General features: G+C 32.8%; 15 protein-coding genes. 11 read left to right on the forward strand and 4 right to left on the reverse strand.

Annotated features, from left to right (window positions below):
- Nucleotides 1–44: 44 nt before the first annotated feature.
- On the reverse strand, nt 45–746 hold the full coding sequence (locus ES674_RS09845) for a hypothetical protein (protein ID WP_246126012.1): 702 nt from the start codon (nt 744–746) through the stop codon (nt 45–47).
- A gap of 923 nt (nt 747–1,669) precedes the next feature.
- Between ES674_RS09845 and ES674_RS09850 the strand changes: the two genes are divergently transcribed.
- From ES674_RS09850 to ES674_RS09865, 4 genes are all read left to right on the forward strand, one after another.
- A complete protein-coding gene (locus ES674_RS09850) occupies nt 1,670–1,885 on the forward strand; it encodes a hypothetical protein (RefSeq protein WP_148403863.1) in 216 nt (71 codons plus the stop codon).
- A 144-nt stretch (nt 1,886–2,029) separates the two neighbouring features.
- Nucleotides 2,030–2,959 (forward strand): glycosyltransferase family 2 protein, encoded by a 930-nt coding sequence (locus ES674_RS09855; RefSeq protein ID WP_148403865.1) that lies wholly within the window; start codon nt 2,030–2,032, stop codon nt 2,957–2,959.
- A gap of 84 nt (nt 2,960–3,043) precedes the next feature.
- Nucleotides 3,044–4,207, forward strand: coding sequence for a glycosyltransferase family 4 protein (locus ES674_RS09860; RefSeq protein ID WP_148403867.1), 1,164 nt, complete (start codon nt 3,044–3,046; stop codon nt 4,205–4,207).
- Nucleotides 4,208–4,313: 106 nt separating this feature from the next.
- Nucleotides 4,314–5,192 (forward strand): beta-1,6-N-acetylglucosaminyltransferase, encoded by an 879-nt coding sequence (locus ES674_RS09865; protein ID WP_148403869.1) that lies wholly within the window; start codon nt 4,314–4,316, stop codon nt 5,190–5,192.
- 43 nt (nt 5,193–5,235) lie between these two features.
- Here ES674_RS09865 and ES674_RS09870 read toward each other — a convergent pair whose 3' ends face one another.
- The 3 genes from ES674_RS09870 to ES674_RS09880 all read right to left on the reverse strand — a co-directional run bounded on the left by ES674_RS09870 (nt 5,236) and on the right by ES674_RS09880 (nt 8,075).
- Entirely contained in the window at nt 5,236–5,889 is a 654-nt protein-coding gene (locus ES674_RS09870; protein WP_148403871.1) for a hypothetical protein, read from the reverse strand.
- A gap of 165 nt (nt 5,890–6,054) precedes the next feature.
- Entirely contained in the window at nt 6,055–7,356 is a 1,302-nt protein-coding gene (locus ES674_RS09875; protein ID WP_148403873.1) for a hypothetical protein, read from the reverse strand.
- Entirely contained in the window at nt 7,356–8,075 is a 720-nt protein-coding gene (locus ES674_RS09880; RefSeq protein ID WP_148403875.1) for a glycosyltransferase family 2 protein, read from the reverse strand. Before ES674_RS09880 ends, ES674_RS09875 begins: the two co-directional genes overlap by 1 nt.
- A gap of 319 nt (nt 8,076–8,394) precedes the next feature.
- Here ES674_RS09880 and ES674_RS09885 point away from each other — a divergent pair, with 319 nt between their 5' ends.
- The 7 genes from ES674_RS09885 (at nt 8,395) to ES674_RS09915 (ending at nt 16,574) form a co-directional block, all read left to right on the forward strand.
- Nucleotides 8,395–9,786 (forward strand): asparagine synthase-related protein, encoded by a 1,392-nt coding sequence (locus tag ES674_RS09885; protein ID WP_148403877.1) that lies wholly within the window; start codon nt 8,395–8,397, stop codon nt 9,784–9,786.
- 4 nt (nt 9,787–9,790) lie between these two features.
- The gene (locus ES674_RS09890) at nt 9,791–10,498 is read left to right on the forward strand and encodes a class I SAM-dependent methyltransferase (protein ID WP_170233996.1); all 708 of its coding nucleotides are present in this window, start codon (nt 9,791–9,793) and stop codon (nt 10,496–10,498) included.
- Between the two features lie 23 nt (nt 10,499–10,521).
- A complete protein-coding gene (locus tag ES674_RS09895; RefSeq protein WP_148403881.1) occupies nt 10,522–11,529 on the forward strand; it encodes a glycosyltransferase family 2 protein in 1,008 nt (335 codons plus the stop codon).
- A 92-nt stretch (nt 11,530–11,621) separates the two neighbouring features.
- Nucleotides 11,622–12,701, forward strand: a complete 1,080-nt coding sequence (locus ES674_RS09900; RefSeq protein ID WP_148403883.1) for a glycosyltransferase — start codon at nt 11,622–11,624, stop codon at nt 12,699–12,701.
- A gap of 78 nt (nt 12,702–12,779) precedes the next feature.
- The gene (locus ES674_RS09905; protein WP_148403884.1) at nt 12,780–13,952 is read left to right on the forward strand and encodes a glycosyltransferase family 4 protein; all 1,173 of its coding nucleotides are present in this window, start codon (nt 12,780–12,782) and stop codon (nt 13,950–13,952) included.
- A gap of 455 nt (nt 13,953–14,407) precedes the next feature.
- Entirely contained in the window at nt 14,408–15,601 is a 1,194-nt protein-coding gene (locus tag ES674_RS09910) for a glycosyltransferase family 4 protein (RefSeq protein WP_148403885.1), read from the forward strand.
- Nucleotides 15,602–15,740: 139 nt separating this feature from the next.
- Complete coding sequence (locus ES674_RS09915; protein ID WP_148403887.1) at nt 15,741–16,574, forward strand: FkbM family methyltransferase; 834 nt, start codon at nt 15,741–15,743, stop codon at nt 16,572–16,574.
- Nucleotides 16,575–16,585: the final 11 nt, after the last annotated feature.

A 16,585-nucleotide genomic window follows, 5' to 3' on the forward strand; every position in this document is an offset into this window, starting at 1 on the left:
GGATGCCAAGGCATCCGTTTTCCATTTGGTTAAACATTGACTACTTACAATACCTCCAAGATTTGTACGGCATTATGTACGCCGTTTTTAAGAACGTATTGGATTCCATTTAACTCCTGAAAGAAAGCCACTTTTAATAGGTAAAAGCTTAGTCCTGTACCTGCAGCCGGTGCTACTGGAGTTAAGGTAACGGTAGTATTCGTGCCATTTATAGGCAGGTTTACCACGTTTGATAACTGTAGGTCCTTGATCTCGGTTGTAAAGTCCAAGTTTAAGAAGCCACCGCTAAACTCCACATGTGTGGCGCCTTCCGGAATCCTCAACTTTTGGTCTGGGGTGAAATTAGTAATCACCATTTCACCTGTTACCGTATTCAAGGTTACATCGGCTAATAAAACCTCCATTAGGATTGCTTTTCTATTAAAGTTAAACCCTTTTAGGGGTAGCTTTCCTGCTGCTGTTAAAATACCGACCGCCACATTTCGTTGGCCTCTAATAGAGATTAGGTCTTCATTTTTAACCTGCGACATGGCTTGCATGAGGCGTGAGGACAGCTTGCTGTCTTTGGTTTTAGACACGATGTCTATACTTGCACGACGGAGTATTTTTCCACTAGTAGCGCTGTTTGCGAACTCGCTGTTGTTTTCACGGGTTCTTTGAAAAGCAGGATCGCTTTTAATGCGGTCTTTACTAATGCTTGATTTGGATCTGATTCCATATCCGTCTTCTGTCTTGTAAAAGTTCACATCGTCGATGGAGCCTCTTACTTTAAATAGGCTTTTATATTTTGCCATAATATTAAAATTTGTGCATCGGCTTTAGGTTTTTTCTATATTCGTTTTAAAACGTGCTACCGATACTGGTTAAACATTATTTGATTGCTTTTTAGAGGTGTGTTTCATGATCGGCTTCCTGGCATGAGCTCCTAGCAGGAATTGGATTTTTGAACAACACGTCACAATCTTATGGCTAATGTATTTCGATAAAAAGGGGTGGGTTTTGGTTTTCGGGATTATGGGTTGTTTTTGTTTGTAGTTTATGTACATAGTTGATAAGCTGTGTATTGACAGGAAATTGCTTGGTTCTTTGTTCAGGGTTCTAAACTGTTTGTTTTGTGTTTTTTACTGCATTTTAGTGTTTTTTGATGCTTTTGGGTGTTTATGGTGGTGATTTTGGCCTCTTATTCACTCGGACTACCCTCGGAGTACCCTCAACGTTAGGTGGGAGCTAGGTTTGAGTTAGGAGTGAATAGTGAATAGTGAAGAGTGAAGAGTGAAGAGTGAAGAGTGAAGAGTGAAGAGTGAAAAGTGAAAAGTGAAGAGTGAAAAGTGAATAGTGGAAAGTTGGGATTGGAGATTGATGATTAACGATTGGAGATTGGAGATTGACGATTGGAGATTGACGATTGGAGATTGACGATTGGAGATTAACGAATGAGGATTAACGATTAGCGATTGGTGAATAGCGCCTATTGGCTTCCTGTAGTTCTTTGATTTTCAGATGCTTTAATTTTGTAAGAATTATCTTTGGCACTTTATTTGATATTGATTAATTCTGAAACTTAAAAAATCACGGATGGTTTTACTAATGAACAGCCCAATAAAAACAATACCCATGAAACTCGAAATAGCAAAGAGAAAAAATAGGCGTATTACGAATATTGAGCCTTATGAAACAGTTATGTATTTATCCAAAAGAGGTGGCGATTATACTCGGTAAATCGCCAACAACCGCACAAACGCTTGTGCGCACTATCAAGGATGCTTTAGGGAAAACCAAGCATCAGGCCTTGAGTATTCGTGAGTTTTGTGTTTATATGGATTTGTCTTATACGGATGTTTTTAATGAGGTTAATAATATTACTACTGAAGATGGTTTGGGTTAAAATTGGCTTTTATTAGTTTGTTTTTGATTCGTGTTTTTCGATTTATTTTGTTTTTATAAAGTTTTTCACTCTTTTTCGGCTCTTTCTTTATTTTTAGCATTTATTTTCAGGCGACTTTGTATATTAGTCCTGTAAAATAAAACCATGCAAGAGCAGCCCCTTGTTTCCATCATTATTCCGACATTTAACCGTGCGCATTTAATTGGCGGGACGTTGGATTCTGTATTGGCACAAACGTATACGAATTGGGAATGTATTGTGGTGGATGATGGAAGTACGGATGGGACGGAAGCCTTGTTAGAGGCCTATATAGCTAACGATAATCGTTTTCAATTTCATAAACGACCAGATACTCATTTGCATGGTGGTAATGGGGCACGGAATTATGGGTTTGAGGTTAGTAAAGGAGAATTTATTCAATGGTTTGATAGTGATGATTTGATGGTGCCGGAGAAGATTGAAATTAAAGTTAAAACTATTTTAGATTATAATGTTGATTTTGTGATTAGCCAAACTCAATATTTTAATAGAGAAAAGGGAGGTGAGTATACTTACAATTTTAAAGCTGAAGAGGTGAGTTTCATATCTTATGTAACTACATATATAAGTTGGTTTACACCTGATTTGTTTATAAAAAAATCTTTTGCTGAAAAAGTTAGTTTTAATGAAGTTTTAAAAGCGGGGCAAGAGTATAATTTTTCTTGTAAATTATTACTTAAAACCACATCTTTAAAAAAAATAGATAAAGTTCTAACTTTGAGACGTTATCATGATAGTTCTATTGGGTATAAACGAAGAGAGAACAATTTCTCTTATTTCAAGTCAAGGCTTGAAATGTATTGGATTAATTACAAAGAAATTATAAAATTAACCCACAACAAACAATTCGAGAAATACACGTTACTAGTTTGCTTATCTTCTTATTTTCAAGGTAACAAAAAAGTGAAGATGCCTAAAGGATTTGAAATTGCTATGGTAAAGGCATTTGGAGTGAAGTCTATTTATTTTTTTGGCGCCCTTTCAACATATTATTTATATGGGAAATATCACTTTTTTTATTTAAAGCTTAAATAAAGTTATAATATTTTTTTTAGTTTGTGTACAAATTTGAGATTTGTGTAGAATTTTCATTAATATGTTAAAAATTGTAGTTCTCTTATGAATATCTTAATTGAAACCATTCATTCCCCATATTCGGGAGGTCGCGTAGGAGGCGCTGAAACCTCGTTAAGGTTAATAGCCGAAAAAATGACGGAAAATGGACATACTGTATTTTTTATTACGAAACAACAATCAAAGACACTTTTTGGATATTCACGAAAAAAAATTGATGGGGTTGAGGTGATTACTTATTCAAAATTCAAATTCGGTATATTAAATAGAGTTAGGGTTAAACGAATATTAGCATCGCTCAAAACAAAACATCATAAGTTTTTAATAAAAAAGAATAAAGTAGAGATTGTACATACTTATTATAATTTTTCATTGCTAAGAAAGTATGTGTGTTTTAAGAAGGAATTAGATTTTAAGTTAATTGTTCGTATTGCGGGTCTTAAACTCTTTGAAGAAATCGAAAAGGAAGGATTCCGAAAGAAAGATCAATATGTCGAATTATTTAATAAAGTTGATCAGTTCAATTTTATTTCGAAAGGTTTATTTGATTTGTTTCATTTAAAAATGAAGGAATATGACTTTGATTTTAGGTTTAATAATTATTTTATTAAAGACATTGGGGTGAATTTAAATAAAGAGATTCATTTAAAAGATATTATTATTAGTAAAAAAAGATTAGATATTGTAATGGTTGCTAGATTCTCCGATTATCAAAAACGTCAAGATATTCTTGTCGATGCTATAGCTAAATTAAAGAATCATAACATTCATTTGACTCTTATAGGAGAGGGGCCGAACAAAAGAATTTTAAAGAAACAAGTTGAATTCTTGGAGATTCAAGAATTTATTTCTTTTAAGCCTTTTGTAAAAAAGGAAATATTATGGGATAACTTAAAACACTACGATTTATTAGTCCACGCTTGCGAATATGAAGGGTTGAGTAAAATGATTATTGAAAGTATGGCATATGGATTACCCGTACTTGTTTCTGATGTGTCACCCTTAAATACTTATATAAAAGATGAACAAAATGGGTTTTTAGTGGCAAATGATATTAGTGCTTGGGCACAAAAAATAGAAAAACTTTATTTAAATCAATCTTTATTTCCTAATGTAATTAAGAATGCTAACCATTTTATAGTAAAGAACTATAATGCAGATGAGAATGTCTTTATTTATGAAAATTATTTTCAAACAACTTTAAACTGATATTTATGGTTGTAAATATAGAAATGTTTAATTGTTTTGTTTAACGAATTAATTATCTACTTAGTTTTCACGTTCATCATTGAAATCTAAATATTATCTAAATGCTATGAAACAAGCCATCCTAATCACTGGCTACAAAGACATCCAGCAATTAAAAGAATTGGTTTGTTTTTTTGATGCGTCCTATTTTAATATTTATATCCATCTGGACCGTAAAAGTAAGTTTAGTTCCGAGGAGATTCAGTTTTTAAAAGAACCTCAGGTTAAGTTAATAACCAATCGTTTTAAGGTTAATTGGGGTGGGTTTAACCATTTAAAGGCCTATTTATATTTATCTAGTGAAGCACTAAAGGATGAAGCCAATTTTTGTTTTCATTTAATTACAGGGCAAGATTTTCCTGTGAAATCTATTTCTCATTTTAAAAGTTTTGGCGTTGCTCAAATGAACGAACCACGAGACTATCTAGCACATCATGAAGTGCCTTTTAAAAGATGGAGTGGAGGTGGCGTAAATAGATTAACTTATTACCACTTATATGATTGGTTTGATGCTAAAAAACACAAAAAATACATTCGAAAATTTGTGCGCTTACAAGTGAAATTAGGAATAGCGCGTAAACTCCCAAAAGATTTTCTTCAATTACATGGCGGCTCAACGTATTGGACATTATCTAAAGACACCTTGCAATATGTAATGAATTACACTTATAATAACCCTAAATTTTTAAAGCGCTTTAAGTTTTCCTTTTGCGCAGAAGAATTATATTTTCATACTATTATTTTAAATGCACCCTTTGCAGACCTTGTTGTAAACGATAATTTACGACATATTGATTGGTCCACCGATAGAGGAAGTACGCCGGTTGTTTTGGATGAGCGTGATTATGAGGTGCTGTTGGAAAGCACTTGTTTGTTTGCTCGGAAATTTGATAGGAAGTCTTTTAGTCTCAAAGAAAAAATAAAAGTACGCATACTAAATGCTTAAGATTTTGGTACAAATTAAGCTATAGTTTTGTATTTACTCTATATTAATCTGCAACATATTTATAGATATTATAATCTTCTTTAACTAAAACTAGATCTAGGTTATCTTTAATTTTGAAAACACCTAAAGTGTCCATTTTATCCACTTCGGTTAGATATTTTAATACCGTATGATAATCTTTGCGGTTCCAAAAATCGTGTATTAGTATGCTAATATTATCATTTGAAGCCCTATTTAAAATTACGCTTAAAACGCACGCTACCCTAAAGCGCCCATCAATAAGAACGGTATCTATGTTATTAGAATCCAAAGATTTAAAAATACTATTGGAATAATTAGGAAATAGGTTTTCTAAATCTTTCGAAACAGGAAACCCCCATCTTCCCGTTTGTCCGATATCTACATGATGAAAAAATAACCTTTTGTTGGTTGCTTTCCTAATAATGAAGTATTTAGATAAGTAGCTAATCCAGTCAGAACTAGACTCCACTGAATACACTTTTGCCTTTGACTTTTGTAAAACCCTTAAGGTGCTTCCTCCCGAGCCAAATTCCAGGTAATTATTGGAGTTTTTAATATATTTATTAAATATATATTGTTCATTTCTAGTCATACGAAATTTATACAAGAGCGGATAAGGTGAATAGATGTCTAATTTTTTAATAGCATTTATTGCTTTTTGTTTAATTTTTTTCATCTTTATGTTATTGCGGAAATGAATAATTAGGAGTATGTTTTTAAAATGCTCGAGTTTGTTAGCGCATGATTTTTATTCTTTAGGAAGCCATAGTTAAATTGAAAATTTATGAAATTAAAATATTATTTTTACTACTCCCAACCACATTAGAGACTAACATTAATTTTAACTAATTATTAGTTTTTTCCAAATAAAATCTATTAATGAATTAATCGTTTTTAAATTTAATAAAATAAAACATGTTAACATTGTTAAGGAATAGATAGAATTAAACCTTAAACCTGTATAAATGTATATGGACATTAGTATTTGACCAATTAAAACAGATGCTACAATGAAAAAAGTTTTGTCTTTTATGGAATTGAAATTGAACTTTTCTTTATTAAATAAGCGAAAAATAAGTTGAACAAAAACTAATAAATAAATAATTCTAAATAAAATTGATAATTCTTCTAAAAAACCTGGTTTAGGGTTTTCGGGAAAAGGGTTAAAATTTGATTTAATTTTAATGTATATTATTTTGATTTTTTCTTTAAAACTGATATTCTTTAAAAAATTGATTGTTCCATTAGTATATGCTTTACTTAAATTTAACGTACTATTATTTATATTTTTGATATAAAAAATGTCAGCATATTTTAAATTTAAACCTGGATCTGCTAAATCTCCATTAACATTTGTAAATTGAGTTGATACTTTTTCATTCCATCCTATTGAGAATGTAGTCCCCTGTGAGGCCGTTAAATAAAAACCTTTATTAAATGTCATCTGATTTCTAATTGGCCAAACTAGGATAATTATTGAAAATAGTAATCCATGTAGAATAGAAATTTTAAAATTTGATTTAACATTGTATAAGAGGTAAATAATAAAAATAGATAAAATAAAAAAGATGGATACAGGATGAGCTAAGATTATCAATGATGCTAAAATTGGAATGGCGATGTGATATTTTTTAATAATATTTAGAGATAAAAAAAATGCTAAAAAGACCATCATTAAAACAGCCGTAAAGCTTTCAGATAAGAATGTAATCGAATATTTTAAATATTGTGGTTCTAGAAAAATTAGTAAGAAAGGAAGAAAGTATATTTTTTTTATGGATGGATTATTCTTTATTTTTAATAAAGCGAATACCATCAGGCTCAATTCTAAAATAAATTTTAAAATTATTAAAATAAACAAATTATTTGTTAAATTAAAAAACAGAGACAATACCCAAGGCCAAAATGGAGAACGCCAAGTGGCCTTTTCAGTAGCAATGTTTGAGTTGTTATCTGAATAAACATTAAATTCTGAAATGTTTTCCGCTATTTTTAAATAATGACTAGCATCTACAAAGTTATAGGCTATTTCATCAGAATACAATCCATTCTGAAACGACAAATTTATATAGTAAATTTTAACTGAAATTAATGCGGCGAACAGAATGAAAAGAAACCAATTGGCTTTTAATAGATTCTTCATTAATCCTTAAAATAATATTTTAATATACAATATATGGCTCTAAATCCATCTTTCCATCCGATTTTTTTGCCTTCCTCATAAGTTCTTCCATAATAACTTATTCCAACCTCATAAATTCTTATTCCTTTTATTTTAGAAATTTTAGAAGTCACTTCAGGCTCAAATCCAAACCTTTTTTCTTTTAGTTTTATCCCTTGAATTATGTTAGTTCTAAACATTTTATAACATGTTTCCATGTCGGTTAAATTTAAATTGGTGAATATATTGGATAAAAGGGTAAGAAACTTATTTCCCAAAGTATGCCAAAAGAATAATATGCGATGTGGATTACTCCCCATAAATCTTGAGCCATAGACTACATCAGCAAAACCCATTACAATTGGCTTGAGTAAATCATTATATTCTTGGGGATCATATTCTAGGTCAGCATCTTGAATAACCAAGATTTCACCTGTGGCCATTTCTATTCCTGTATGTAATGCTGCTCCTTTTCCTTTATTAATCTCATGTTCGAAATAATTTATTTTGAGCCCTTGATTAGCCTCCATGTATTTATGAATAACATCTTTAGTGCTGTCTGAAGAACAGTCATTTACAATTATAAGTTCTTTGGTAATGTCATTTAATAGATGAACATCTTTTATTTTATCTAAAATTCTATGGATAGTGGCCGCTTCATTATAAGCTGGGATTATTATGGAAAGTTTTTTTATATTCATTTTCTATTGAATGCTTATTTGGTGAAATGTCTTGTCGGACATTTGAATAGGTATTTATATTTACGCAAGCTCCTAAAATATGGAAAATTGGATATTTTAATATCTAAAGATAAATTTAATCCTATATTGTTGTATAAATTAATTGTTTTTTTTGCATTTCTTTTTTCCTTTGTTGTATTTGCATAGATTTTATGAAATTCTTGTAATAATTTTATGCTTGTGTGATATTTTTAAAGTTTAGGTACTCCAAACACAAAAAGATTTTCTGTACAGTATTAAGGACACGCTCTTTTTATTATATTAGCCACCAATTATTTCTATGACCATAACCACTCCTATAATTCCCAGTAAATTAACTTTTGCAAAAAGACCTATCGAACCTCATGAGCTTGACCTAAAAGCTGTATGTGTCTTTGTTGCTACCGGTTTTTTTATGGGAGGCGATACCTATTGGAAAGATGAGGTTTGTTTAAAATCAGGACATCACCATAAATTAAACGAAGCAGGCGAATTATTAGAAAGTACGCCCTATTTTAATTGGCATTATACACCCAGAGAACTCTCCTTTGAGCAAGCATTAGAAGACTATATTCAACTACTAAAAACTATTACTAAAGAACAGGTAGGTGACAATCCTGTAATTGTTGCCTTGTCTGGCGGTTTAGACAGCCGAAGTCAAGCGCTTATTTTAAAAGATTTTGATAATCCAGTACATGGCTTTAGTTATTCTTTTACTGATGGTTATCCAGAACATAAAATAAGTGGCCAAATAGCGAAAGCTTGTGGCTTTACTTTTGAAGGTTTTAAAATTCCAAAGGGTTATTTGTGGGATACTATTGATGAACTAGCCGAAATAAACGGTTGTTATTCAGAGTTTACCCATCCACGGCAAATGGCTATTTTACCGGAGTTAAAAAAGATGAAAGGCGTTTTCTCTTTAGGCCATTGGGGCGATGTGCTGTTTGATCGTGGGGCACCAGAAGACACCATGGAATCTGATATTGTTCCTTTACTTTTTAAGAAGATGGTGAAGCCGAAAGGTTTGGAACTCGCTGAACAACTATGGCAGGCTTGGGGATTGGCAGGCGATTTTAAACCCTATTTGATGAGCAGAATAGAAACCGATTTGGCAGACATAAAAATCGATAATGTGAGTGCTAAAGTGCGGGCTTATAAAACAAGCCAGTGGGCACACCGTTGGACAACTACTAATTTATCGGTGTTTGAAGCAGCACATCCGATTACCTTGCCCTATTATGATGATAGGATGTGCGAATTTATTTGTAGCATACCAGAAGTCTATTTGGCAGACAGACGCTTGCAAATAGCCCATTTACAGCAGGATAAAAAAATAGCTAGGATTACTTGGCATGCTGAAAAACCATTTAATCTCATAAATTATAGGTATAATAGAGCACCTTTTAATATACCATACAGGATTTTTAATAAAATAGAGCGCGAAACAAATAGCATTTTAGGTAAACCTTATATTCAGCGAAACTGGGAATTACAATTTGTTGACGAAGACAATGCGAAACAATTAAAACGCTATTTGTTTGATTCTGATTTTAATACATGGATTCCGAAACCTATTGTTGAAAAAATTTATAATAATTTTTTATATACGGATCCTATTCATTATTCTCACGCCGTAAGTATGTTGCTAACTTTATCTGTTTGGAATACACGCGAAATTCATAAACATGACTAAAAATATGAAGAAAAGAGACCTATTAAATTATTTTGCCTTTCAGTATTCAAAACGCAAGCTCAAAGCATCTTTCAATTTGAAATCTTTTGATGCGATTTACGGTTTCACCCAAACTTATGTTGGGCGTGGTTATTACGACCGTATCTCATTGCATCAGTATAAAGGCGAGTTTGAAGCCTTTGCAGAATATGTGGCAAAAACAAAACCAAAAGTCGTTGTTGAAATTGGCACCAAAAAGGGCGGGTCTTTATATATGTGGGCACGCTATTTTAAGCCTAAACATTTAATTTCAATTGATTTACCAGGAGGTATTCACGGCGGGGGATATCCGAAACAAAAAAGGCCATTTTATGAATGTTTTTTAGATGACGAAAAAGCATCCAAAATATCTTTAATCCAAGGGGATTCACATGCAAATAAAACCTTAGAAGAACTAAAGCGCTTATTAAATGGGGAAAAAATAGATTTCTTGTTTATTGATGGTGACCATCGTTACGAAGGTGTTAAACAAGATTTTGACATGTATAAAGATTTAATGAATTCGGGGGGACTCATAGGTTTTCATGATATTGTTGCTTCTGATTATCATCATAATATGCAGTGCTACGTAGATAAATTATGGGATGAATTAATTTTGGAATATAAACATAAAGCATTTGTTCAGGATCCTGCACAACACAAATATGGATTGGGAATTGTTGTGATGCCTTAAGTCCTGTAATTTAGACAAGCAAAATGAAACTATCTGTAATTATTCCTGTTTTTAACGGAGCGAATTTTATAAATAAGGCTTATAATGCAATAGTAGCGCAAGAATTATATCGTTATGAGTATGAGATTCTTTTTATAGATAATAATTCAACGGATAATTCTATTAAAATTATAAAGGAATTACAAGGGCAGGATTCTAAAGTGAAATTCTTTACCGAAAAGTTGCAAGGAGCGGCTGCAGCTAGAAATGCAGGTATTGACAATGCTTGTGGTGATTATCTGTATATGTTTGATGTAGATGATGATATTTATCCGAATGCTTTGAGAAAAATGATTCATGTATTAGATTCGCATATAACTGTAGATGCTGTTTTTGGTAAAATGGTGAAGTCGAACAAAGGTATTAATGACACCATTAAGCCTAATGATGAAACTGACGCTATTATTTTTAAAGAGACGCCATATTGGGGAATCCATTGGTTTACTAGCCTAAAAAATGTTGTTGGACCACCAGCTTTTTTATATAGGAAACGCGCTTTTGATAAAATTGGCAACTATAATGTAGAACTAAAAATAGGTCAGGATACGGCTTTAGATATTAAGTTAGGAATGACGTGTAATATTGCTTTTTTGGACACCTATATTTACTTGTATTATAAGCATCAAGCATCTTCCATTCAGAAAGCAAAGAAGCATCAAAATATAATTTTTCATACTTGGACGCGCTTGGTTAAAGAGCATCTTCCATTTTGTTTAAAGGCGGACGTGCCCATTGAATTTAAGGAAATACTTTATAAAGGTTTGTTTAGTAGTATGGGGAAATTGATTGTTTATACAAATGGTTTTGAGAATAGAAGAACGATTAGAAATAAAGTATTAAATGATGTTAGACCTCTTGAGGTACCATTTTATATGCGATGGTATTTGACATTATTAGCTTATGTTCCCTTAACGAGTTTATTAAAGTTTTACGTTTATTATTATTCTCGTTGGTATGTGGATAAACTGTTAAAGAAAGACTTGAAATTATAAAATGCATATTTGTGTATATCGTAAAACAGAAAAAAAATAATGCTAAAGCGCCTTTTCAGTTGGGCTTTTGCCGGTAATAATTGAATTATTTTATGAGTAAGCGCATTCGGGTATTATATACCATTCCTAATTTTAATACAGCTGGTAGTGGAAAAGTAGTTTACGATTTAGTCAACGGCTTGGATAAATCTAAATTTGATGTAGAGATTGCCTGTGGAAACGCTGCGGGTCATTTTTTTAAAACGATACAAGCTTTAGAAATACCAATTTATATTATTGAAACCAAAACGCATTTAAAGCCTTATGCATCTCTTTTATTTAGAGTTTTAAAGGTTTCTAGGTTTTTTAATAAACAACAGTACGATGTTATTCATTCCTGGCAATGGAGTAGTGACTGGACAGAATCTTTAGCCGCAAAATTAGCAGGTGTAAAATGGTTGTATACTAAAAAAGCCATGGGTTTTGATAGTAAACATTGGCGTATTAAAAGTTATTTGGCTGACTTTATTGTTACTGTAAATACTGATATGGTTAATTATTTCCCTAATAAGAAACGACAAAAACTAATTCCATTTGGTTTAGATACTTCTTATTATAATCCTGAATTATTTTTGAACTCAAAAGATTCAAATGTTTTTAAAATTATTACGGTCGCCAATTTGGTAGCGGTTAAAAATATTGAAATTATTATAGAAGCCATTCATGAGCTTAAAGACAGTTCTATTCATTTAGATATCGTCGGAGACACAAAAGAGGATTATGCAGGTTATTTAAAAAAGTTAGTTGAAGACTATGGACTCATAGAACAGGTGTTTTTCCTTGGGAAACTGCCTGATGTTCGATCTTTATTAGCAAAAGCGAGCCTTTACATTATATCTAGTAAACAAGAAGGGATGCCTATGGCATTGGTAGAAGCTATGTGCTTGGGAATTCCTGTTTTGGGTTCTGATGTTTCTGGGGTTAATTTTGTGCTAAAAGATTATAAAGAGCTATTATTTCCGTTAGAAGATCTTGATGTTTTAGTTCAAAAAATAAGAGATATAAAAAGCATGACAACTTTTGAAAGTGATAAATTAGGAATGGATTTACGCTACTACTGTTTGGAGCATTTCTCAAAGACAGGTTTTATAGAAGAGCATGAACAATTATATAGTGAACTAGTAGAAAAATAAAAGCCAACATTACGACTTGAATTATACATTTCTCTATATATAGGGGTAATAAATGATTATAAAATAGAAAGCACAAATTTGAAAAAACCATTACGTATCGCTATTTATTCGGGCACTATTCCGAGCACTACGTTTATAGAACGTCTTATTGTAGGACTATCTAACAAAGAACAAAAAGTATTGCTCTTTGGAATCTCTACACGTGCTGCTAGATATTCACAATTTGTTTCTGTTATCTGTTATAAAAGCAATCGTTTTAGTAAAGCGATTCATTTATTAAAATATACCCTACTTTTATTGCTATTTAATATTAAAGAAAAACGGATTCTTGATGCCTTATTACAATCACAAAACAGAAGCACTTGGAATGATAAGCTGAAAACTTATCCTGTATTATACCATAAGCCAGATGTGTTCCATATACAATGGGCTAAAGGCTTAAACGATTGGGTTTGGGTTCAAGATTTTGGCATGAAATTGGTGTTAAGTTTGCGTGGGGCACATATTAATTATTCCCCGATTGCCGACTTAGAACTGGCTGTTATGTACCGACAAAACTTTCCGAAAGTTGACGGCTTTCATGCCGTTTGCCAGGAAATAGCTATAGAAGCTGTTAAATATGGCGCGAAGAAGGAAACTATTCACGTGGTGAAAAGTGGTTTGAACCTCCAAGAACTTGCTTTTAAGCTTAAAGAATTTGATTCAAATACGCCATTAAATATCATATCCGTGGGAAGAGATCATTGGATAAAAGATTATCGCTTGGCTTTAGATGCGATGTATATCTTAAAACAAAAAGGTATTTTTTTCCGCTATAATATCATCGGTGTTTCAGAAAATGAAGGCTTGGTGTTTCAGCGTGCGCAATTAGGATTAGAAAACGAAGTTCACTTTATAGATTCTATGACTTTTAACGCCGTACAGGAAGCCATGAATCAAGCAGATGTCTTTTTTTTACCTAGTTTGAAAGAAGGCATCGCCAATGTCGTTTTGGAAGCCATGGCATTGGGAACTATTGTTGTTAGTAGCGATTGTGGCGGGATGGCAGAAGTTGTAAAACCTAACGACACTGGTTTTTTAGTGCCAGTTCGCGATGTGGAATCTATGACGTTGGCTTTGGTTGCTGTATCTCAATTATCTAAAGAAGATTATCAGGAAATGACCAAGCGCGCTCGGCGTTTTGTAGAACAGAATCATTCAGAGGAACAGATGGTGGAGGGGATGCTAGACTTATATCAGGGTTTGGGTTGAAGGTAAAAAAGGGTATTAGTTATGAGGTATTAGGGATTAGTTGCCGTTGAAAATAGAAATAGAGCATAGACGGTAGAGGGGAGAATTATATTGAAGACTGAATGCTGAAGATTGAATGATGATTTTTGATTAGAGTTACGTGGTAATATGCAAACTCCCTTTTCTTTACCTGCGTTGCCACTGCGGTAAATTCATTCCCCTCTTCAACTGAAGCGGGGAGCCTAGTAGAAAAAGGAGTTTTGAGGTTCTCGATAAATTCATTTTCGCTGACGCTTTAATGAACACTCGAACTGACGAGATGTGGTTAGAAATGATGAATCATGGATGATGAATGACGAATGACGAATGAGGGAGTCACAGTTGCTGATTAGGCACTTCGACTGCGCTCAGTGTGACAGGGATAAAAAACAATAAACTTCTGATTGGGAAGCAGGCAAAAAAAATTATAATAATACATGCGTGAATCAAAAAACCATAACCAACGAATCGGTATTGTGCTATCTCAAGCACCCGGTTATTCAGAGACATTTTTTAGGTCTAAAATTACGGGCTTAATTGATGCTGGTAATCAGGTTGTTTTGTTTTCCAGTGAGAACGCTCAAAATTTTGATTTGTGTCCTGTTATTTTGTTGCCCAAAACGCATAAAAATATTTTAAAGCAATTGCTAGGACTTATATGTGTGTATTTAGGATTGCTTCCCCATTTAAAACCTGTAATACGTTATGTGCGTTTGGAGCGTAAAGATAATATAGGCTGGGTTACAATCTTAAAACGCCTTTATACTCATGGGCCTGTTTTTAAACAGAATTTGGATTGGTTGCATTTTGGTTTTGGAACCCTGGCTTTAGGGTGCGAAAACTTGGCTGCAGCTAATCAAGCCAAACTAGCGGTAAGTTTTAGAGGTTTCGATATTGGGGTTTACCCTATAAAACACCCTAATTGTTATGCAAGGCTATGGGATAAAGTGTCTAAAATACATGTGATTTCAGACGATATTTCTGATTTGGTCTATAAGCACGGTTTTAAAGATCAAGCTCCAATCATTAAAATTACCCCAGCTATCGATACTCACTATTTTTCAACATTGAAACAAAGCGCATTTGAAAGTCCTATCCAAATGGTAACTGTAGCACGATTGCATTGGAAAAAGGGTTTGGATTACACCTTGGAAGCTTTAGCTTTGTTAAAGCAAGCCGGTATTTCTTTTGAATATCGCATTATTGGAGAAGGGCCAGAAGAAGAGGCTCTAAAATTTGCCTGTTATCAGCTAGGCATTGAAGATGAAGTCTTTTTTTTGGGAAAATTGAATCATGCTGATGTGAAGCAACAGTTAGAAAAGTCGCAGGTTTATATACAATTCAGTGTACAAGAAGGCTTTTGTAATGCTGTTTTAGAAGCTCAATCTATGGGATTGCTTTGTGTGGTGAGTGATGCGGAAGGTTTGGCTGAAAATATTCTGGATGGGCATACTGGTTGGGTTATACCAAAGCGTTCACCGCAATTACTAGCACAAAAAATTAAAAGTGTCATAAGTTTATCTGAAAAACAAAATCAAGAGATTCGAGTTTGTGCCATGTCAAGAATTAAGGAACAGTTCAATATTGAAAAGCAGCAAAAGGAGTTTATTCAGTTTTATAATGAATACTAGTTCTATGAGAAAACAGCATTGTTTTTAATACTTTTCAGCTTATATTCATAATGAATATCAAGTTCTAGAGAGGTTATAGTAACTAGTTTGTCTAATTGTTTATTTTCGTTATTTAGAAATTGTATTAAACTACACATAAATGCAAATAAAGAAGATTATAAAGAGTCTTTCCTATAGAATAAAAAACCAAGAGCAACATTTTACTTCTAGTCTGCTTTGTGGTGTGCCTTTAAAGTTACTTGCTGGTACTATTAGGGAGAAAGTAGATCAAGATGATGCCTGGTGGTTTTATTTGGCTAAACATCATGCTGTTATTTTTGATATCGGCTGCAATATTGGCTATACCGCTTTATTGGCATTAATTCAAGATCCGAGGCGACCGATAGTTCTTGTAGATCCTAATCCAAAAGCGCTACAAAAATCAGCGATGAATATTATCCAAAATAATCTAGGCAGTAGAGTTCAGTATCTTTCAGCTTTTGTTGGAGACAAACTTGACGAAACTGTAAAGTTCTATACCGTTGGTGCAGGTGCAGCTGGTAGTATGTATGCTTCACATGCCGAAACAGCTTCTGCTATGAATTCTTTTATAGATGTTAATACATTAACTTTAGATTATATCTATGAGTTTTACGGAATGAAACCAGATTTAGTCAAAATTGATGTTGAAGGAGCCGAAATTTTAGTCATGAAATCTGCCAAAAAGTTAACGGCAGAAACGCAATGTACTTATTTTGTAGAGATGCACACTGTCGAAAATTTAGGAATGGAGGCGGCAGGACAGTATATGTTAAATTGGTGTACTGAAATGAATTATAACGCCTGGTATCTTAAAACGGGTGAACTGTTAACACATGCAGCCACTATAAGAAATCGTGGGAAATGCCATTTGTTATTATTACCTAAATCTAAAGAATATCCAGATTATTTAGTTAATATTAAACAAAACGCACCATTACCTAATAGTATATAATGCCATTCACT

It is taken from the genome of Bizionia myxarmorum (genome assembly GCF_008086205.1).
Lineage (GTDB): Bacteria > Bacteroidota > Bacteroidia > Flavobacteriales > Flavobacteriaceae > Algorimicrobium > Algorimicrobium myxarmorum.